Source organism: Streptomyces sp. NBC_01334 (assembly GCF_035983595.1).
Taxonomy (GTDB): domain Bacteria; phylum Actinomycetota; class Actinomycetes; order Streptomycetales; family Streptomycetaceae; genus Streptomyces; species Streptomyces coriariae.
Map to the genome: position 1 here is coordinate 9,009,884 of NZ_CP130718.1, position 19,979 is coordinate 9,029,862.

14 protein-coding genes are annotated in these 19,979 nt (G+C 73.3%); 6 read left to right on the forward strand and 8 right to left on the reverse strand.

What is annotated here, in order from left to right:
* Window positions 1-90: 90 nt before the first annotated feature.
* A complete protein-coding gene (locus tag OG736_RS40095; protein WP_327186813.1) occupies window positions 91-792 on the reverse strand; it encodes a hypothetical protein in 702 nt (233 codons plus the stop codon).
* 366 nt (window positions 793-1,158) lie between these two features.
* On the opposite strand from OG736_RS40095, the gene OG736_RS40100 reads away from it, so the two are divergent.
* Window positions 1,159-2,139 (forward strand): threonine ammonia-lyase, encoded by a 981-nt coding sequence (locus OG736_RS40100; protein ID WP_327186814.1) that lies wholly within the window; start codon window positions 1,159-1,161, stop codon window positions 2,137-2,139.
* A gap of 145 nt (window positions 2,140-2,284) precedes the next feature.
* Here the strand turns inward: OG736_RS40100 and OG736_RS40105 are convergent, their stop codons facing one another.
* The 5 genes from OG736_RS40105 to OG736_RS40125 all read right to left on the reverse strand — a co-directional run bounded on the left by OG736_RS40105 (window position 2,285) and on the right by OG736_RS40125 (window position 12,020).
* Window positions 2,285-5,185 carry a poly(A) polymerase gene (locus OG736_RS40105; protein ID WP_327186815.1) on the reverse strand — a complete coding sequence of 967 codons (2,901 nt, stop codon included), beginning with the start codon at window positions 5,183-5,185 and terminating at the stop codon, window positions 2,285-2,287.
* Window positions 5,185-6,906 (reverse strand): RNA ligase family protein, encoded by a 1,722-nt coding sequence (locus OG736_RS40110; RefSeq protein ID WP_327186816.1) that lies wholly within the window; start codon window positions 6,904-6,906, stop codon window positions 5,185-5,187. The genes OG736_RS40105 and OG736_RS40110 overlap by 1 nt, the downstream gene beginning before the upstream one ends.
* 151 nt (window positions 6,907-7,057) lie before the next feature.
* Window positions 7,058-8,044, reverse strand: coding sequence for a methylmalonyl Co-A mutase-associated GTPase MeaB (gene meaB / locus OG736_RS40115; protein ID WP_327186817.1), 987 nt, complete (start codon window positions 8,042-8,044; stop codon window positions 7,058-7,060).
* A gap of 5 nt (window positions 8,045-8,049) precedes the next feature.
* Window positions 8,050-10,224, reverse strand: a complete 2,175-nt coding sequence (gene scpA, locus OG736_RS40120) for a methylmalonyl-CoA mutase (protein WP_327186818.1) — start codon at window positions 10,222-10,224, stop codon at window positions 8,050-8,052.
* Entirely contained in the window at window positions 10,224-12,020 is a 1,797-nt protein-coding gene (locus OG736_RS40125) for a methylmalonyl-CoA mutase family protein (RefSeq protein WP_327186819.1), read from the reverse strand. Before OG736_RS40125 ends, scpA begins: the two co-directional genes overlap by 1 nt.
* Window positions 12,021-12,275: 255 nt before the next feature.
* Between OG736_RS40125 and ppk2 the strand changes: the two genes are divergently transcribed.
* The gene (ppk2, locus tag OG736_RS40130; protein ID WP_327186820.1) at window positions 12,276-13,166 is read left to right on the forward strand and encodes a polyphosphate kinase 2; all 891 of its coding nucleotides are present in this window, start codon (window positions 12,276-12,278) and stop codon (window positions 13,164-13,166) included.
* Window positions 13,167-13,411: 245 nt separating this feature from the next.
* On the opposite strand, the gene OG736_RS40135 is transcribed toward ppk2, so the two are convergent.
* Together OG736_RS40135 and OG736_RS40140 are read right to left on the reverse strand one after the other, a co-directional pair.
* A complete protein-coding gene (locus OG736_RS40135) occupies window positions 13,412-14,830 on the reverse strand; it encodes an amidohydrolase family protein (RefSeq protein WP_327186821.1) in 1,419 nt (472 codons plus the stop codon).
* Complete coding sequence (locus OG736_RS40140; RefSeq protein WP_327186822.1) at window positions 14,827-16,017, reverse strand: CoA transferase; 1,191 nt, start codon at window positions 16,015-16,017, stop codon at window positions 14,827-14,829. Before OG736_RS40140 ends, OG736_RS40135 begins: the two co-directional genes overlap by 4 nt.
* Window positions 16,018-16,222: 205 nt before the next feature.
* Here OG736_RS40140 and OG736_RS40145 point away from each other — a divergent pair, with 205 nt between their 5' ends.
* From OG736_RS40145 to OG736_RS40160, 4 genes are all read left to right on the forward strand, one after another.
* Window positions 16,223-16,537 carry a DUF6400 family protein gene (locus OG736_RS40145; RefSeq protein ID WP_327186823.1) on the forward strand — a complete coding sequence of 105 codons (315 nt, stop codon included), beginning with the start codon at window positions 16,223-16,225 and terminating at the stop codon, window positions 16,535-16,537.
* Entirely contained in the window at window positions 16,524-16,781 is a 258-nt protein-coding gene (locus OG736_RS40150; protein ID WP_142267680.1) for a hypothetical protein, read from the forward strand. The genes OG736_RS40145 and OG736_RS40150 overlap by 14 nt, the downstream gene beginning before the upstream one ends.
* A 257-nt stretch (window positions 16,782-17,038) precedes the next feature.
* Window positions 17,039-18,787, forward strand: a complete 1,749-nt coding sequence (locus OG736_RS40155) for an enoyl-CoA hydratase-related protein (RefSeq protein ID WP_327186824.1) — start codon at window positions 17,039-17,041, stop codon at window positions 18,785-18,787.
* A 73-nt stretch (window positions 18,788-18,860) separates the two neighbouring features.
* The gene (locus OG736_RS40160) at window positions 18,861-19,934 is read left to right on the forward strand and encodes an NADH-quinone oxidoreductase subunit B family protein (protein ID WP_327186825.1); all 1,074 of its coding nucleotides are present in this window, start codon (window positions 18,861-18,863) and stop codon (window positions 19,932-19,934) included.
* The last annotated feature ends 45 nt before the right edge of the window (window positions 19,935-19,979 follow it).

Below are 19,979 nucleotides of genomic sequence, written 5' to 3' on the forward strand. Positions count from 1 at the left end.
GAACCGTCCGGGGTGGCGGGTCGAACGGCGGGCTTCAGGAGCTTTCCCTCCGTGCCTCCGGGCCGGCCCGCAGGCACGGAACGGAAGGTGTCATGCGTCGGCCGGCGCGGGCTGTTCCTCGGACGGTGCGGTCGCGGCGGACCGGGATGCGTCGGCGGAAGTGTAGAAGACGGATGAGCCCTGCTTGGAGCGTTGTGCCTGGGTCTTGGCGACGAGGCCTTCGAGGGTGGTGCGGACCACGGTGGTCTTGATGGCGCGGTCGGGGTGGGTCTGGCCGAGGGCGGTGGCGATCTCCGCTGCCGAGCGGGGTTCGCTCTGCTCGGTGAGGTGGCGGCGGACCAGGTCCACGAGGGTCGGCTGCGCCGTCTGCGCGACTTCGGTCCTGCCCGCGCTCGGCTTGCCCGCGCTCGGCTTGTCGGCCGTCTCCTCGGCCGTCTTCCCGGTCGGCCGGGCGGGCTGGGCGGCGGTCTTCCTGCTCGGCCGGGTCCGCTTGCCCGTGCCGGACGGGGCGGTCTTCTTGCGCGTGCCGGACGGGGCGGTCTTCTTGCGCGGGGCGGGCACCGGGACGTTGCCGGACGGTGGTGCCGTCGTGCCGGGCACCGGCACCGCGTCGATGGCCTGCTGGATGTTGACGAGCACCGTGTGATCCCGCTGGAGGGATGCCAACTGCTCTTGCAGGGCGGCGATTTCCGCGCCGACACGTTCCTGCTCCTTGGTGTTGCGTTCCAGGTCGGCGGTCACCTGAGCGGTGTACTGCGAGGTGAGTTCGGTGGCGGAGGCGTTCTCGGACATGAAGCGCACAACCTTTCCTCGGTGTGAGGCGGCAGTCGAAGGACCTGCCGGGCCCGCCCTCCGGGCGGGTCGATGCCTGCCGGGCACATCACTGCAAAGCCCTGTGCAGAGCACTGATGGAGAGATAGTACGGACAAGCGGAGGAGATGGTTCTCTTCACGTGTCCACCGGGTCGGGTCCCCCCGGGCACGGCGGCGATCCGTGTACGCACCCGACATCGTCGCCCTCGTCGCGCCGAAGCCCCCTTCGCACCCGGTCACGTCGTCGCGCGCCCCGAGGCTCACACAGTCGGATCGAGCTCAACCGACCCGCAGGAATGGACAATTGCTCGATGGAGCAGCGCCGACGGCACTACGCTGCCATGTCGTGCAGGAGACGCGCCTCGACACCGCTCGTATCCGGGCGGCCCGCCGGGTGATCGACCCGGTGTTCCTCGACACACCGCTGTACCGCTGCGAGGCGCTGGAGCCCCGGCTCGGGTGCGCGGTGAGTATCAAGCTCGAAACGGCGAACCCCGTCCGCAGCTTCAAGGCGCGCGGCACCGAGGTCGTCGCGAGCCTGCTCGCCGACCACGGCCCCCGAGCCGTGGTGTGCGCCAGCGCGGGCAACCTCGGCCAGGCCCTCGCCTGGTCCGGCCGCTCCCGGGGGCTCGAGGTCGCCGTCGTGGCATCCCGCTTCGCGTCCGCGGCCAAGCTGGATCGCATCCGCGCGTTGGAGGCCAGGCTGGAGCTGGTGGACGGCGACTTCGACATGGCTCGCGAGCGGGCGGCGGCTGTCGCGCGGCACGACGACATCCGGCTGGTCGAGGACAGCCTGGACATCGAGACCTGCGAGGGCGCGGCGACCATCGGCCTGGAACTGGTGGACACGGCGCCGTCGTTCGACACGGTCCTGATCGCTCTCGGCGGCGGGGCGCTGGCCACCGGGGTGGGTCATGTGGTGAAGGCCTTGGCGCCCGAGGTCGAGGTGGTCTGCGTCCAGCCGCTGGGCGCACCGGCGATGACACGGTCGTGGCGCCGACGCAGCGTCGTCACCACCGACTCGACCGACACCATCGCCGACGGTGTCGCCGGACGACGCCCCATCCCGGCCGTCCTGGACGACCTCCTCCTGGTCGCCGACGACGCCGTCCTGGTCGAGGAGGCGTCGATCATCGCCGGAATGAGGATGCTCCTCGACGACGCCGGCCTCGTCGTCGAACCGTCGGCCGCGCTCGGCATCGCGGCGATCCTCGAGAACCGTGACCGCTTCGCCGGTCGGCACGTGGCCACCATCGTGTGCGGCAGCAACGTCGACGTGGACGCCTATCGCCGCTGGGTCGATACGCCCCTCACCCACAGGCCTTGACGATCTCCCGCCCGGACGCCCCGCCTTCGAGCACCTGCCGGACCTCGAGGATCCGCCGCGCGGCGGGCGATGCGCAGGGCGCAGTGCGCAGCCCTGGGGGGACGTGGACGTGGCAGTGCCCGGCGTGTCGGCGGTCGTCCGTACGTCAGCGCACGGTGGGAATCGCCCCGCCCTCGACCCGTGTCACCTGGACGCCCGGCAGGCCGGTGCTCCACCGGCCTGCGATGGTCGCGAGCCGTTCCGCGTCGAGAGGTGTGTGCCCCAGCCCGATGGCGTAGCGCGCGCTCGCGGGTCCCTCGGTGGACGTGGGCCCGGGGGCCAGGGGCTGCGGCCAGGCGTGTGCGTCCTGGACCCCCGCCTCCTGCAACGCCCTGAGCAGCGCGCGCATACGTCCGCGTACACGCCCGTTGAGCTCGTCGAAGACCTCCTCCTGTCGGCGCGGGACCGTCACGACCGCCCATGCCGCGTGCCGTCGGTGCAGGGGCGGCGGGCAGAGCAGCTCGGGCCAGGGATCCGTACCGGACTCGGCCGCGGCCTCCACCGTCTCCCAGGCGCTGTAGAGCTCCTGGCTCAGCAGGTCCCGGCCGTGCGGGCCTACCTGTTCGGTGCACGAGCGCACGGGGGCGCTGGGCGTCAGCACGGTCACGGCCGCGTCGGTCCCGCGACCCTCCGGGGCAAGACCGACGGGCTCCCGCCAGTCCCACGCGGCCCAGGTGCCGAAGAACCGTCGCAGCAGATCGCCGGAGTCCACGAGGTCCGGGGACCGGCGGACCGTGAGAGCCGCAAGGACCGCCCAGGCCACTCCGGGCAGGCCGCCGAACGGTGCCCCGTCCAGGCCGCGCGCCCGCGCCCACGCCTTCACCCCTCGTGCCAGCACCACGAACTGCCGCCTTCGGTGGACGCCCACGGCCGTCAGCACGGCCTCCGCGTCGGAGACCGAGCTGAGCGCGATCGCCGCGTCTTCCCCCAGTTCGGCCCGCCGGGCCGACGCGTCCTTGGCGGGCATCGACCCCGTGGCCACGACCACCAGATCCACGTCGAGCCCGCCGAAGCGGAACCGCAGACCCGGCACGCGCGCGCCGACGACCTCGCGCATCCGCTCGGCGTCCGGCAGCGCCGCCGTGACCCGCTCCCGCACGGCCGCGAGGTCCACGGCGCCGGGCAGTGCCGCGACGACGTCCACATCGGATCCGGCCCGCGCGCAGCCCATGCGCCGCGACCCCGCGAGACGGACGGCGCCCTCGCCGAGCGCGTCGGTCAGGCGCCGCACGACGTGTTCGGCCGCCGCGTCGTCCGGGGCGGGCAGGACGGCCGCGTCGGCGGCGGGCGCGGCCCAGTCCTCCCACCCGCGGTCGGGCCTGCCGAGGGCAGGCTCGGCAAGCCATCGCACCTCGCCGGTGCCGAGGGCGACCGTGGCCCGCGGCCGCATCGGTTCCTCGCCCCGCCGTGACAGCAGGACCAGTTCGCCTATCGGCGCGGTCATCGGGGAGAGACGGGCCGCGCAGTCGACGGCGACGGCCCGCGGGTCGGCGGTCCGGCCGAGGCTCAGGTGCGGGGTGAATCCGTCGTGGCGTCCACGGCAGCGCGGGAAGCGCCGCACGAGTGCCTGCCACAGCTCCGCCCACGGCGTCTCGTCCTCGGCCGCGGGGTCCAGCCACACCGTGGCGCCGTCCCGGTGGCCGAAGCTGTGCAGCCCCTCCAGCCGTGCCGTGAACGGCGCGACCTGCGCGGCCGCCGTGGCCAGCAGCGGGGCCGCCCGCTCGAAGTCCGACTCGGGGACGAACCCGAAGAGCACGTTGACGTGCGGCGGCCAGCGCCGGATCTGCACGTCGTGGTCGCGGCGCACGTCCTGGAGCGCCGGCCACAGTTCGCGCGGAGGGACCCACGCCAGTGCCGTACGAGGGCTCGGCGCGACGTCGAGCACGTCGACGGGCGTGTCGGCACCGCAGTGCAGGTCCGCGGCGACCCCGTAGTGGTCGGAGACGTACAGCCCCGCAGGGTTGGGCGTGTCGCCCAGCAGCGCCGCCTCGGTGACGCGCGGACCGTCGCCGGGGCGGACGAAGACGCGGTCGAGACGCGAGACCCGGCCCGACAGCGAGGAGACCGCGGCCAGCGGATTGACGCCGGGATCGAAGGTGGGCGTGTGATCGTGCGGCCCGTGCGCCTCGGTCCAGGCGTCGCGCATGCCGAGCGTGCGCGCCGGTCCGGGGCCGCCGTCGTTGAAGTCGCCGACCAGGACCAGGCCACCCGTCACCCCGGCCAGCCCCTCGGCGAGCCGGGTCAGTTCGGCGCCGCGCCGGGTCGGCCCGTCCTCGGAGTGGTCGCTCGTCAGATGGGTGGCGGCCACGGTCAGCGGTCCGGACACCGTGTCCACCACGACGGCGGTGACGGCCTTGTGGTGGCCGAGGACGTGCAGGGCCGCCTCCCGCACCGGCAGCCGGCTGAGCAGGAGGAGACCGCAGTCGTCTACGTCCTTCCCGTAGGGGTCGGCGCCGACGGTGTAGTGGGCCCGTACCCACGCGGCGTCCAGCAACATGGCCAGCAGCCCCGCCTCGACCTCCTGGAGGGCGATGACGTCCGCGTCGGCGCGCTCGAGCGCCTCCAGCAGCAGCGGGCGGCGCAGGGCGGTGTCGATGCGGTCGCTGTCGTAGCGGTCCCACAGGGTGTTCCAGGTCAGCACCCGTACCCGCTCCCGCCCCGTCTCCCCCTGGGCGGACGCCGCGGGCGTCCAACGCCCGGCGGACACGTCCCACGCGTGCGGCGGGCGTGCCGTGAAGAAGGGCGCCCGCAGTCGCCGCGCCTCGCGCGCCCGGCCGGCGCCGGACGCGTCGACGCGGTCCACGCCAGTGGCGCGGTCCCACACGACCTCGCCGTCCGCCTCCACGAACAGCACCCGGTGCCACGGGATCTCGCCGCCCGGCACGAACGTCGGCAGCGGCACCCGCTTCGGCGCCGCGCCGCGCTGGTTGATGCCGAGCACGAACCGCGCGGGATCGAAGCGGGGGTCCCAGCGCACGCGGTGATAGATCTCCTCGCTGGTACGCATCAGACGTCCTCCCCGTCCAGTGTGCCGTCGCGGTCCTCCACGGTCCCGTCCGCGCCCACGTACCAGGTGCGGTGCGCCTGACCGGGATACGGCGGCACGAACCGGCGCAGTTGTCCCGAGAGCACGTCCGCCGGCACCGGATGGGCGCGCGTGGCGTTGCGGCGCAGCAGCTCGTCCTCGTCGGCGAGCACCACGGCGTGCGTGACCAGCGCGTCCCGGCGACGTGCCACGGCGTGCACCAGGGACCGCTGGTGCGGGTTGAGCGACGTGGCGTCCCACACCACCGTGCCACCGGCGCCGAGCGCTCCGTCCAGCCGCTCCAGCCCCTCCCGCAGCACCTCCCCGTTGGCCTTCTGGTCCGCCCGCGAGCCGCGTGCCGCACGCAGTCCGTCCAGTTCGACGCGCGCCGAAACGTCCTTCAGCCGCGCCGCGAAGGTGCTCTTGCCGCTGCCCGACGGCCCCACCAGGTGCACCAGCCGCGGAAAGTCCCCGCTCCGCCACCGCCACGTCGCCGCGACGGCCTCCTCCACCGTGGAGACCCGCCCCTGCGCGTACAGCTCCCGTGCCTCCGCCCAGCACCGGTCCCCGGCTGCACCGCCGATCCCTTCGCCCGCCAGCGCCCGGCGCAGCCCGGACCGCAACGGCCCGAGCGGCCTCTCGCCGAGCAGCCCGGCCTCCTCCGCGTGCAGAGCCGACCACTGCGCCTGGTCCCGCGCCTGCTCGTCCTCCGCGACCGCTCCCGCCACGGCGTGCAGCACCCCCAGGTCGGTGGCGAACGACATCCGCACGAGTCCGGCCCGGCGCTCCGCGTCCGGGTACGGCCGGTGCACGGCGGTGTGCAGTCCCACCAGGTCGGCGATCCGCCTCGCGAGCGGCACGCCCAGAGATCCGGCGGCGCGGCTCATCAGCCACGGCCGTCGCGTGCGGTGGAGCAGCGCGGCGAGCACCCCCGCGAGCCGCGCCTCCCCGCTCCGTCCCAGCGCGTCCAGCCGCGCACCCACCTCGGCGGCGGCGTCCGCGTCGCCGTCCGCCACGCCCACGACCCCGCCCAGCGCCCCCGCGTCCGGCGCCGCCCCGGACCGCACGGCCCACAGCGCGGCCGCAGGTCCGAGCCCGTTGGCGACGACCGCCGCGTGCATCCAGTGCGTCCCCGTCGTGACGTGCCCGGGCCGCACCCACTTGGCGACCCGCCCGGCGAAGTCCTCCCGCGCGAAGCCCTCGGCGGTGCGTACGACGTAACCCTCCTGCCGCCCGGTCTCCACCCGCAGACGTCGCAGCGCCCGCTCGTCGAACGTCCCCCGCCACAGCACCGGCGGCGCCGGCACGCCCAGCCCCCGCAGGAACCGCACGGTCTCGTCCCAGCCCAGGCACCGGTCACGCTCGTCCCACACGGAGAACCCGTAGAAGTAGCTGTCCAGGTCGTCGTACGGGATCGAGTGCCGCGCGTACAGGTTCTCTCCGCACACCCGCCACCCCGCGGGTATCCGCGCTCCCAGCCGACCCTGCAGGGCCTTGACCCACGCTCGCGACGGATGGTGCGCGGAATCCAGCGAGCGGGCATGCAGCCCGTCCGCGTACAGCGTGGTGTTCTCCCCGTCGAGCTTCTCCGTGACGACGATCTCCCGCCCCACGAACCCGCCCAGACCACCGGCCCGCACATCGTCCGCGGAAAAGCCCGGTGACCAGGGCACATGGGGGGTTCGGGGGTAGGAGGCGCGCATGGCCGCCACTATAGGAGCGCGGAAACGGCCTGCTCCAACGGAATATCGACCGGCGGCGACTGCCCGCCGGGTGAACCGGCCCGCCGCACGCCGGCCCGGGGGAGTGCGACACCGGAGCGGCAGACCCGCACGAACGTGCGTGGGCAGTTCCTCAGTTGTCCTCTCCACCGAACACCTTCAGGATGCGCTCCGCGGCCAGTGTGGCCGTCAACTCGCCGTCTCTGACCTGTTGTTCGAGGGCGGGTGCCAGGGACCGTACCGCCGGGGCGGCGTGCAGGCGGCCGAGGAGTTCGTCGCGGACCATGGACCAGGTCCAGTCGACCTGCTGCTCACGGCGCTTGGCGGCCAGTCGGCCGGTGGAGTCGAGCAGGGTGCGGTGCTGTTCGAGGCGCTCCCAGACGGTGTCCAGGCCGGCCGCCTCGCGGGCGCTGCAACTGAGGACCGGCGGGGTCCACGCGGCGTCCCTGCCGTGCATGAGCCGCAGGGCGCCCGCCAGTTCACGGGCCGCGGCACGGGCGTCGCGTTCGTGCGGGCCGTCCGCCTTGTTGACGGCGATGACGTCGGCCAGTTCCAGGACGCCCTTCTTGATGCCCTGCAGCTGGTCGCCGGTGCGGGCGAGGGTGAGCAGCAGGAAGGAGTCGACCATGTTGGCGACCGCGGTCTCCGACTGGCCGACGCCGACGGTCTCCACCAGGACGACGTCGTAGCCCGCGGCCTCCATCACCACGATCGACTCGCGCGTCGCCTTGGCCACCCCGCCCAGCGTGCCCGAGGTCGGGGAGGGACGCACGAAGGCCGCCGGGTCGACGGCCAGGCGTTCCATCCGCGTCTTGTCGCCGAGGATCGAGCCGCCGGTCCGGCTGGAGGACGGGTCCACGGCGAGCACCGCGACCCGGTGGCCCAGTCCGGTCAGCATCGTGCCGAACGCGTCGATGAACGTCGACTTGCCCACGCCCGGCACCCCGCTGACGCCGATCCGCCGCGCCTTGCCGCTGTGCGGAAGCAGCTCGGTCAGCAACCCCTGGGCCAGGGTGCGGTGATCGGGCCGGGTGGACTCGACCAGCGTGATCGCGCGGGCCACCAGGGCCCGCTTGCCGTCGAGCACACCCTTCACATACGTGTCGAGGTCGATGGCCATGGGGCTTACAGTTCGTGCCCGAGGCCGGCCGACAGCCGTTCGACCAGGTCGTACGCCGCGTCCGGGATCACCGTGCCGGGCGGGAAGACGGCCGCCGCGCCCATCTCCAGGAGCGTCGGCACGTCCTGCGGCGGGATCACTCCGCCGACCACGATCATGATGTCCTCGCGTCCCTCCTCGGCGAGTTGCTCGCGCAGTGCCGGTACGAGGGTGAGGTGTCCTGCGGCCAGTGACGAGACGCCGACGATGTGCACGTCCGCCTCGACGGCCTGGCGGGCCACTTCGCCCGGGGTCTGGAACAGCGGGCCGACGTCGACGTCGAAGCCGAGGTCGGCGAAGGCGGTGGCGATCACCTTCTGGCCGCGGTCGTGGCCGTCCTGGCCCATCTTGGCGACCAGGATGCGCGGGCGGCGGCCCTCGGCCTCCTCGAAGGCGTCCACCAGGGTGCGGGTGCGTTCCACGGACGGTGACTCCCCGGCTTCGTTGCGGTACACGCCGGAGATGGTACGGATCTGGCTCGCGTGCCGTCCGTAGACCTTCTCCAGAGCGTCGGAGATCTCCCCGACGGTGGCCATCGCGCGGGCGGCGTTCACCGCCAGTTCCAGCAGGTTGCCCTCGCCGGCGGCGGCGCGGGTGAGGGCGTCCAGCGAGTCCTGGCAGGCCCTCTCGTCGCGTTCCGCGCGCAGGCGCCGCAGCTTGGCGATCTGCTGGGTGCGCACCGAGGAGTTGTCGACCTTCAGCACGTCGATCTGTTCGTCGGTCTCGACGCGGTACTTGTTGACGCCGATCACCGGCTGGCGTCCGGAGTCGATGCGGGCCTGGGTGCGGGCCGCCGCCTCCTCCACCCGCAGTTTGGGGATTCCGGCGTCGATGGCCTGTGCCATACCGCCCGCCTGCTCCACCTCCTGGATGTGCTGCCAGGCCCGGCGGGCGAGGTCGTACGTCAGCTTCTCGACATACGCGCTGCCGCCCCAGGGGTCGATCACGCGGGTCGTGCCGGACTCCTGCTGGATCAGCAGCTGGGTGTTGCGGGCGATGCGGGCGGAGAAGTCGGTGGGCAGCGCGAGCGCCTCGTCCAGGGCGTTGGTGTGCAGCGACTGCGTGTGGCCCTGCGTCGCCGCCATGGCCTCCACGGCCGTACGCGTCACGTTGTTGAACACGTCCTGCGCGGTCAGCGACCAGCCTGAGGTCTGCGAATGGGTGCGCAGGGACAGCGACTTGGGGTTCTGCGGGTCGAACTGCCGCACCAGCTTCGCCCACAGCAGGCGGGCCGCGCGCAGCTTGGCGATCTCCATGAAGAAGTTCATGCCGATCGCCCAGAAGAACGACAGCCGGGGCGCGAACGCGTCCACGTCCAGGCCCACTTCACGGCCCGCCCGGATGTACTCCACGCCGTCCGCGAGCGTGTACGCCAGCTCCAGGTCGGCCGTCGCACCCGCCTCCTGGATGTGATAGCCGGAGATCGAGATGGAGTTGTAGCGGGGCATCCGCTGCGAGGTGTAGGCGAAGATGTCGGAGATGATCCGCATCGACGGCTTCGGCGGGTAGATGTAGGTGTTGCGGACCATGAACTCTTTGAGGATGTCGTTCTGGATGGTCCCGGCCAGCTTCTCCGCCGGTACACCCTGTTCCTCGGCGGCCACGATGTAGAGGGCGAGGACCGGCAGCACGGCGCCGTTCATCGTCATCGACACGGTCATCCTGTCCAGCGGGATGCCGTCGAAGAGCTGGCGCATGTCGAGGATGGAGTCGATGGCCACGCCTGCCATGCCGACGTCGCCGGTCACCCGCGGGTGGTCGCTGTCGTAGCCGCGGTGGGTGGGCAGGTCGAAGGCGACCGACAGGCCCTTCTGACCGGCCGCCAGGTTGCGGCGGTAGAAGGCGTTGGACTCCTCGGCGGTGGAGAAGCCGGCGTACTGGCGGATCGTCCAGGGCTGGTTGACGTACATCGTCGGGTACGGGCCGCGCAGATACGGGGCGACGCCCGGGTAGGTGCCCAGGAAGTCCAGGCCCTCCAGGTCACGACCCGTGTACAGCGGCTTGACCCCGATGCCCTCCGGCGTCTCCCACAGCGGCTCGTCACCGCCGGTGGCCTGCTTGACGGCCGTACGCCACTCGTCGGCGCCGCCGTCGGCGGCCGGGGTCCCCAGTTCGATCCCGGAGAAGTCGGGGATTCCCATCAGGACACTCCCATGCGGTCGAGGGCGGCGGAGAGCACGGCGACGGCGTCGCAGCCCGCGAAGACGTACGCGTCGACTCCCGGGTACTGCCCCGGGCGGCCCGCCAGGAACACGTGCGAGGCACCCGCGTCCTTGAGCTCCCGGGCCAGGGTCGCGGCCTGCTCCTCGTACAGCGCGTCGCTGGAGCAGAGGACGGCCTCGGTGGCGCCGCTGTCCGCGAAGGAGCCTTGCGTGACGGGCTCGATGCCGCCGGCCTGGAACAGGTTCGCGGCGAAGCCGACGCGGGCGGTGTGCGCGGCGGCGGGGCCGAGGGCGGCCAGATAGATCCGTGGGCGGGATCCGGTCGCCGCCAGGTGGGCGTCGGACCGGGCGCGCAGCCCCTCGTACGACTCGTCGCGCCGTACCCGGGGCAGCCCGCCGGAGCGGGGAGCGGGCGCGGGCGCCCGCTCCACCGGGCGCTCGCCGAGGTCCGGGAACTCGCTGACACCGGTGACGGGCTCGCGCCGCTTGGCCAGCCTCGCGCTGCGGGCCTCCCAGGTGTCCGCCAGGTCCTGGCCGATCCGGCCCGAGCGCAGCGCGGCCGCCTGGCCGCCCGTCCGCTCGATCTCCTGGAAGAACTCCCAGCCCGCACGGGCGAGTTCGTCGGTGAGCCGCTCCACGTACCAGGAGCCGCCGGCCGGGTCGACGACCCGGGACAGGTACGACTCCTCGATGAGGATCGTGGACGTGTTGCGGGCGATGCGCCGCGCGAAGGCGTCCGGCAGGCCGAGCGCGTGGTCGAAGGGCAGCACGGTCACCGCGTCGGCACCGCCCACCCCGGCCGCCAGCGTGGCGACGGTCGTGCGCAGCATGTTCACCCAGGGGTCGCGACGGGCCATCATCACCGGCGAGGTCACGGCGTGCTGCACCTGTCCGACCGCGGTCCCGCAGACCTCGGTGACCCGCGCCCACAGCCGGCGCGCCGCCCGCAGCTTGGCCACGGTCAGGAACTGGTCGGCGGTGGCCGCGTACCGGAACTCCAGCTGGGCGCAGGCGTGTTCCACCGGCAGGCCCGCCTCGGTCAGCTCCCGCAGATACGCCACCGCGGTCGCCATCGAACAGCCCAGTTCCTGCGCGGCCGAACCGCCGGCCTCGTGATACGGCAGCGCGTCCACGGTCAACGCCCGCAGCCCGGGATACGCCTCGGCGCACCGGCGCGCGAGACCGGCCACGGGCGCGAAGTCGTAACCCCGGCCGGTACGGGCCTCGTGGCCCAGCGGGTCGGCACCGAGGTTGCCGCGCGCCGCCTCCCTGGCGACGCCGCGCTCCTCGTACAGCCGCAGCAACTCCTGCGCGGCGGACTCGACGTCACTTCCGGCGTCGAGGACGACGGGTGCCAGGTCGAGATACACGCCGTCGAGGACCCGACCGAGCGAGGCGACCGGCATGCCGCCGTCGCCGAGGAGCAGCCACAGCGACGTGACGCCGTTCTCCAGATCGGCGAGGACCGCGCCGTCGGCCGTGTGCTGCTGTCGCACGTCCCAGCCGCCGACGGAGTTCCCCTCCGCCCGGCCGCCGCGGACGAACGGCGCGAAACCGGGCAGGCCGGGGTCGGGTGCGGCGTCGTGCGCGCTGTACAGGGGCCGGAGGTGGAGCCCGTCCTCCAGCGCGGTGGACAGGGCCTCCTCGGCTGCCGCGTCCGAGACGTCCCTGCCCGACTTGCGCAGCACACCCGCCACGAGGCGTTGCCACTGCTCATGGGTCGCGTCAGGGAACTCGGCGGCCAGCGAAAGCCCGTCGTCGGGCAGGACCGTCATGCTCGGATGCTAGGCCAGACGGGCCGAGCGACAGCAGAGGGCGCGGCTGTGACCTTGGCCGCTTCCCTCCTGTGACCTCGGCCTCTCCTGGCCTCACGGGCTCTTTCGGCAGGCGCGGAGCGCGTCGGCGAGCGCGGTCGGCGCGCGGCCGGGGCGGGCCGGGGGACACCGTCCGGCGCCCCCCTCGCCGCAGCGGACACCTGGGCTTCGCGCGCCGTTCGCCCCGTGTACGGACATGCTTGCTTCCATCGCGAGATGGACCAACTGCTGTCAGGCATGCGCGTCGACTACACGGACCACGACGATCCGGTGCTGATCCGGCCGGACGGAACCCCCGTGGACACCTGGCGGGAGAACTACCCGTACGACCAGCGCATGGAGCGCAAGGAGTACGACCTGCACAAGCGGCTCCAGCAGATAGAACTGCTGAAGCTGCAGAGCTGGATCAAGGAGACCGGGCGGCGGCTCGTGATCGTCTTCGAGGGCCGTGACGCCGCGGGCAAGGGCGGCACCATCAAGCGGTTCACCGAGCACCTCAACCCGCGCGGTGCCCGTGTGGTCGCCCTGGAGAAGCCGACCGAACGCGAGCGCGGACAGTGGTACTTCCAGCGCTACGTCGAGCATCTGCCGACCGCCGGCGAGATCGTCCTGCTGGACCGGTCCTGGTACAACCGTGCCGGTGTGGAGCGGGTGATGGACTTCTGCACGGACGACGAGTACCGCCGTTTCATGCGCCAGGCACCCCTGTTCGAGCGGATGCTCGTGGACGACGGGGTCGAACTGGTCAAGTTCTGGTTCTCCGTGTCGCAGGGCGAGCAGCGCACACGGTTCACGATTCGCCAGGTCGACCCCGTGCGGCAGTGGAAACTCAGCCCGATGGACCTGGCCTCCCTCGACCTCTGGGACGACTACACCGCCGCCAAGGTGGCCATGTTCCGTGAGACGGACACCGAACACGCCCCGTGGACGGTGGTGAAGAGCAACGACAAGAAGCGGGCCCGGGTGGAGGCCATGCGCAGTGTCCTGGCCCGCTTCGACTACGCCGACAAGGACGACGAGGTCGTCGGCCGCCCCGACCCGCGGATCATCGGCGCGGCCGCCACCCTGCTGGAGGCGGGCGAGGACGACACCACGCACGAGCGCTGACGGGTCGGCGGCCGCCCTGCCGGTCCGCGTCCGGGACCGGCGCGCCCCCCCCCCGCAGATCGCCGACCGCGCAGCACGGACCGCAGTCCGCAGATCGCTGACCGGACACCGCGGACAGCGTGCGCGCGGCCGGGCGCGCGCCGCGACTCACCGGACGCGCGCCGCGATCCACCGGGCCGGACCTGGGCCCTTCCGTACGACGATTGTGGCCTCCGCTCCGACGTCGGGCCGGGCGAACACCGTGATCAGCGCGGGCGCGACCACACGACGGCGCCGGCGATCAGCGTCGCTGCCACCAGGTCCGCGGACGGCCGCTCCAGGGCCGCCGCTCGGGGTACGCGCAGCAGGACGAGGTCGGCCGGTGCTCCCCGGGCGACCTTCCGCGGCGGGCCGCCGGGAGCGTCGGGCGGCCCGAGGAAGGCCTCCAGCGCCTGCAGCGTGGTGAGACCTTCCCCCGGGCCGACGATCTGTCCGGACCGGGTACGCCGTCGTACCGCCGCGTCGATCACCAGCCATGGATCGACCGGGCCGTACGGCGCGTCGCTGGCCAGCGCGACCGGCACGCCGCCCTCGATCAGCGACCGCGCCCGGTAGAGGTCCTGGTGGTCCCCGGCAGGGACGTCGCGCAGGTAGTCGTCACCGCGGTCCGCGATGAACCCCGGCTGGGTCACCACGGCCGGACCGAGGTCCCGCAGCCGGGGGATCGACTCGGCGGGTACCAGCGAGGCGTGCTCGATCCGGTCGCCGGCTCGCCCGCCGATCGCGTCGAGAGCGGCGGTCAGGAGGAAGAAGGCCTCGCGGGTCACACAGTGCACGGCCACCGCCCGGCCCGCACGACGCGCCGCGCGGATGCGTTCCACCAGCGCGTCGAAGCCCGGGAGGCCGGAGTCCGCGAGGACGATCTTGTAGGGTCCGGCGGTCGGCGACCGCGGGCCGCCGGGCGCGGTCCAGTGCAGGGGCGCGCCCAGCAACCGGACCCGCTGGGGGAGCGCCCCGGTGCGCACGGCCTCGCCGATCGCGTCGATCGCCGTGGCACCGAGATCCGGGGTCGCGTCCGTGACGTGCGTGATGCCCAGGCCCGCGAGTCGGGCGCCGACCGGCCGCAGATCGGGGGGGCGGGCCCCGGAGGTACGGGTGCGGAGCCAGTCGTCGGCGCGCCACAGCCGGCCGGTGGGACGTCCCCGACCGTCGCGTTCGACGCCCGCGTGATCCGCGCGCGCGAGGTCCAGGGCCTGTGCCCCCAGGGTGTTGACCGTCCACAGCGCGCCGCTGCGGTGCTGGACGCGCACCGGACGGGCGGCATGCAGGCGGTCCAGCGCGACGCGGTCCAGCAGACCGGCGACGCCCTCGGCGTACCCGATGCCGCGGACCCAGCCGCGTTCGTCGGCGGGTGCCTGGGCGAGGGCCTCGGCCAGTCCCTCCGGGGTCGTCACCGCAGTCGGGCCGCAGTCGACGGAGCGGGCCGCCGCGGCCAGGGCGTGCAGGTGCAGGTGGTGGTCGCAGAGGCCGGGCAGCAGGGCCCCGCCCCGGGCGTCGAGCACGTCCTCGCCGGGGTGGGCCGTCAGCCGTACGCCGATCTCGACGACGCTCCCGCCGCTGACGCGTACGTCCGTCACCGTGCGTCCGTCCAGCTCTGCGTCGCGGAGCAGCACTCCCGTCGTCATGGCGAAGGGATCCGCAGCTCGCGCAGGACCTCGGCGGTGTGCTCGCCCGGCTCGGGAGCGTGGCCGCTCACGGTCCGACGGCGGGGCGCGGCGACCGGCACGGCTCCGTCGGAGGTGTCGACGGCCCAGCCGGCGCCGTCCCGGTGAGCGGTGCCGGTGGGGGAGCCCGGGGCGTCGGCCAGGGTCGCGGAGACCACCTGGGACATCGCGACGTCGAACAGCCGTCCCCGACCGTTCTCCGGTGCCGACAGGGCGAGTTCGGCGGCGAACAGGCCGGTCAGCGGGTCCGCGAGCGCATCGCCGCAGAAGACCGGCTCCCCCCGGGCGTCCTGGGCCACCAGCCCGGCGCCCGCGGCCACGTCGTCGCCGAAACCGACGCGCGGGGAGCCGCGGCCGTCCGCCGTGACGGACACCCAGATCGTGCCCTGCCGGGCCGATGCCTCCGCGTCGAGACCGAACCCGGCCAGGGCGCGCGGTCGGGACGCCTCGATGACGACGTCCGCCGCGTCGACGAGCGCGGACAGCGCTCGCCGCCCGCCAGTCGTCGTGGGATCGAGGAGAACGGCGCGGTGGCCCGCGTGCAGCAGCCGGAAGAAGCCGGGGCTGCCCCGGCGCGCTCCGTCGAGGCGCTGCGGCGTCTCCACCTTGACCACGCGGGCGCCGGCGAGGCCGAGGAGCTGGGCGCACAGCGGACCCGCCCACAGCGCGCTGAAGTCGACGACGAGAAGGCCCGCCGGAGACCTGGGGCGACCGGGCGCGGGCAGCGGGAGGGCCGGGGAGGGGTCCACGGGCGTGGCGGCGAGACCGAGCAGCGCGGCCCGCTCGGCCAGCTCCGCCCCGGTGTGCGTCCGCAGCCAGGCGGCCACCGTGGGCCACGGGTCGTCGGGCAGGGCGGCCCCGACCAGCGCCCCCAACAGCAGCGGGTCGTCAGGGCGGGCGCAGGAGACCGCCGCCCAGCCGTCCGCGGTGGGCAGCAACCGGCCCGCGCCGCCCGCCGAGATCCGCCCCCGCCGGCGGTGCCCGGTGAACGCGGCCCGCTCCGTGAGGAGCGACGCACCGTCCACCCGCACCGGATGAGCGCTGTCCGCCGTGGCGGCGGCGAGCCGTGCGGAGATGCGGCCGGCGAAGGCGGCCGCGTTCCCGGGTGGTACCAGCGGCGGTCCGTCGAGGTGCCCGGTCAGCGCCATGACACCGCTCCGCGCCCAATCCGCCGCACCGGCCCCGGCCCGCTCCGTCGACACGGCGCCAAGATTACGCCGATCACCCGTGGCGATGTCATGACCTGAACACGGCCGTGCGCCCCCACCGCGTCGGGTGGATCGGACCCGGACCGCTGTGACTTCTCCCACCTGCTCTTGTCCGGGTGAGGAAGGCTTACCTACGTTCGGTCACATGTCCCCCCATGATCGCGCCCTTCCTGACGAGCCGGACGAATCCGGCGCGGCGGGCCGGCCCACCGCGGACCGGCCCGGCGCCCACCCCTCGGCCGACCTGACCATCGACCTGACCGCCCACGAGTTGCTCCGGCGCGCCCATGTCCTGGACGCGCTCGGCCCCGACTGGGACCCCGTCACCGTGCTGCGCGACGAGGAAGCGGCGTACGAGCTGCTGTACTCCGGCCTCGACGCGGAGCAGCAGCGCATGTACGACGAGCTGGTCGCGGCCGGCGTGCTGCCGCGCCGAGGGGGTGGCCATGCTGCCGCTTGACCCCCAGGCCGACATCGGGCGCCGGGCCTGGGTGGCCTGCCCCAACTGCGACGACCGGCGCGGCTGCGCCACCTGCGAGCAGGGCCGCACCTGCTCCGAGCACTGGCGCTACCTGCTCTCCAACGCCGGCAGCCTGCTCCACCTCCAGTGCCGGTCGTGCACCCACATCTGGGCGCACGAGACCCATTTCGGCGCAACCCGCTCTCCGTGGGAACGCATCACCAGCGGTCTGCGACGACGGTGATCTCCTTCGGGGGGTGACCCGGGATGCCCGGGGTTCCGGGGTTCCGGCGCCGCCGCCGGTGAGGCGAGGGCCGCGGGTGAGGTGAAGGCCGCGGGTGAGGAGAGGGCCGGTGGGTGACACCGGACGACGGATGCTTGCCCGCTTTCGGATGATTTCGGATGATCCGACCGCCTGTCGTCGGGGACGGCGGGCCGCCAGGGCCGAGGATCGCGGCGGCGGCCATTTCTGCCTGCCGTTCGTCCCGCCCGGAGGCAGCCGTGCACATCCTGCTCCTAGCCAGCGCGTTCAACAGCCTGACCCAGCGCGTCCATGCCGAGCTGCGCGACCGCGGCCACCGGGTGGCGGTGGAACTCGCCCTGCCGGGCTGTTCGCTGCCGGACGCCGTGCGACGGCACGCGCCGCAGCTGATCGTGGCGCCGATGCTGAAGTCGGCGATCCCCGAGGAGGTCTGGTCGGCCCACACGTGTCTCGTCGTCCACCCGGGCCCCGTGGGCGACCGTGGACCGTCCTCCCTGGACTGGGCGATCCACGAGGGCATCGACGAGTGGGGTGTCACCGTCCTCCAGGCCGACGGGGAGATGGACGCCGGCGACGTGTGGGCCTGTGTGCCCTGTCGGCTGCCTCGGGTGCCGAAGAGCGAGCTGTACCGGGGCGAGATCGCCGACGCGGCGCTCGAGGCCGTCCTGCTGGCGGTGGAGCGCTTCGCCGGGGGCACCCACGTGCCCTGCAGGCAGGACACGGTCGGTGCGGCCGACGCCCGCCTGCGTCCGCGTCCGTACCTGGACCAGAGTGTCCGGCGCGTCGACTGGGCCGAGGACGCGACCGGGACCGTCCTGCGCAAGCTGAGGGCGGCGGACTCGCAGCCCGGTGTGCTGGACACGCTGCTCGGCGGCGAGTGGTACCTGCACGGCGGTCACCCCGAGAGCGTGTTGCGCGGCCGCCCGGGCGAGCTGCTCGCGACCCGGGCCGGAGCGGTCTGCCGGGCCACCAGGGACGGCGCCGTGTGGATCCCGGAGCTGCGGGCCCGGCGGCTCCCCGGGCAGCCGCCGACGTACAAGCTGCCCGCGACCGCGGCCCTCGGTGACCGGTTGCCGCCCCTGCCCGAGGTGCCGGAGGCCACCTGGGCGGACATCCGCTACCGGGAGAGCGGCGACGTCGGCTTCCTGTCGTTCTCCTTCCCCGGCGGCGCGATGAGCACCGGGCAGTGCCGGCGGCTGCTGGACGCCTACCGGGAGGCGTGCGCGCGGCCCACGTCGGTGCTGGTGCTGGGCGGCGAGCGGGACTTCTTCTCCAACGGGATCCACCTCAACGTCATCGAGGCCGCCGACGACCCCGCCGCCGAGTCCTGGGCGAACATCAACGCCATCGACGACCTGGTCGAGGCGGTCCTGACGACGACCGACCGGCTGGTGGTCGCGGCCGTCGCGGGCAACGCCGCGGCGGGCGGGGTGATGCTCGCCCTGGCGGCGGACGAGGTGTGGTGCCGCTCGGGTGCCGTGCTGAACCCGCACTACCGGCTGATGGGCCTGTACGGCTCGGAGTACTGGACGTACACCCTGCCCCGCAGAGTGGGCCCGGCGGTGGCCGAACGCCTCGCGCGGGAGGCGCTGCCGGTGAGCGCGGCGAGCGCGCTGGGCCTCGGGCTCGTCGACCGGGTGGTGGACGGTGCCCCGGGAGCCTTCGCGGGGGAGGTCGGCCGCCTGGCCGCGCACCTGGCCGCCCTGCCGACGACGGGCAGCAGGATCGCGGCGAAGAAGACGGAGCTGGAGCGGCGGGAGAGCGAAACCCCGCTGGCCGCGTACCGGGAGCGGGAGCTCGCCCGGATGCGGCGGACGTTCGACGACCCGGACGCCCCGTATCACGCGCTGCGCCGGGCGTTCGTGCACAAGGAACGCCCCGCGGGCACCCCGGCGCACCTCGCCGCTTCTCAAACCGATCCGCGCCCGTCTGCCGCCGAATTCACCGGAACGGCCCCCCATGACATCCCGTCGCGGCTCATCGGCTGATACCAAGAATCCGATGAACGCGGAAAGTCCTGAAACGGGGCTTTCATTCCTCACCTCCCCAGGAGGCGGTCCCATGACTGAGGCGACGACGAAGACGGTCGGCGCTGCGCCCGCCGACGAGACACCCACGATCCACATTCTCTGGATCAACGCGGGGCTGAGCTGCGACGGCGACTCGGTCGCGTTGACGGCGGCCATGCAGCCCAGCATCGAGGAGATCGTGCTCGGCGCTCTGCCGGGGCTGCCGAAGATCGCCGTCCACTGGCCGCTGATCGACTTCGAGTGCGGTCCGGTCGGCGGCGCGGACACGTTCATCGAGTGGTTCTTCAAGGGCGAGCGGGGCGAGATCGACCCGTTCGTGCTGGTCGTCGAGGGTTCCATCCCCAACGAGGCGATCAAGCCCGAGGGCTACTGGTGCGGCTTCGGCGACAATCCGGAGACCGGCCAGCCGATCACCACCAGCGAGTGGATCGACCGGCTCGCCCCCAAGGCGCTGGCCGTCGTCGCCATCGGCACCTGTGCCACCTACGGCGGCATCCACGCCATGGCGGGCAATCCGACCGGTGCCATGGGCCTGCCGGACTATCTCGGCTGGGACTGGAAGTCCCAGGCCGGCATCCCCATCGTGTGCGTCCCCGGCTGTCCGATCCAGCCCGACAACTTCTCCGAGACGCTCACGTACCTGCTCTACCAGGCGACCGGCGCCGCCCCGATGATCCCGCTGGACGACAAGCTGCGTCCCACCTGGCTGTTCGGGGCCACCGTCCACGAGGGCTGCGACCGCGCGGGCTACTACGAGCAGGGTGAGTTCGCCCTGTCGTACGACTCACCGAAGTGCCTGGTCAAGCTGGGCTGTTGGGGCCCGGTCGTCAAGTGCAACGTGCCCAAGCGCGGGTGGATGAACGGCATCGGCGGCTGTCCGAACGTCGGCGGCATCTGCATCGCCTGCACCATGCCCGGCTTCCCCGACAAGTTCATGCCGTTCATGGACGAGCCGCCCGGAGCCAAGCTCTCCAGCACGGCCAGCGGCGCCTACGGAGCCGTGGTCCGCAAGCTGCGCTCGATCACGGCGAAGACGGTGGACCAGGAGCCCAAGTGGCGCCGCACCGGAGAGAAGATCACCACCGGCTACCGGCCTCCCTGGTGACGCCCCACCACGAGTGACCCGCTTCTGCTTCGCGCACCCCCACAA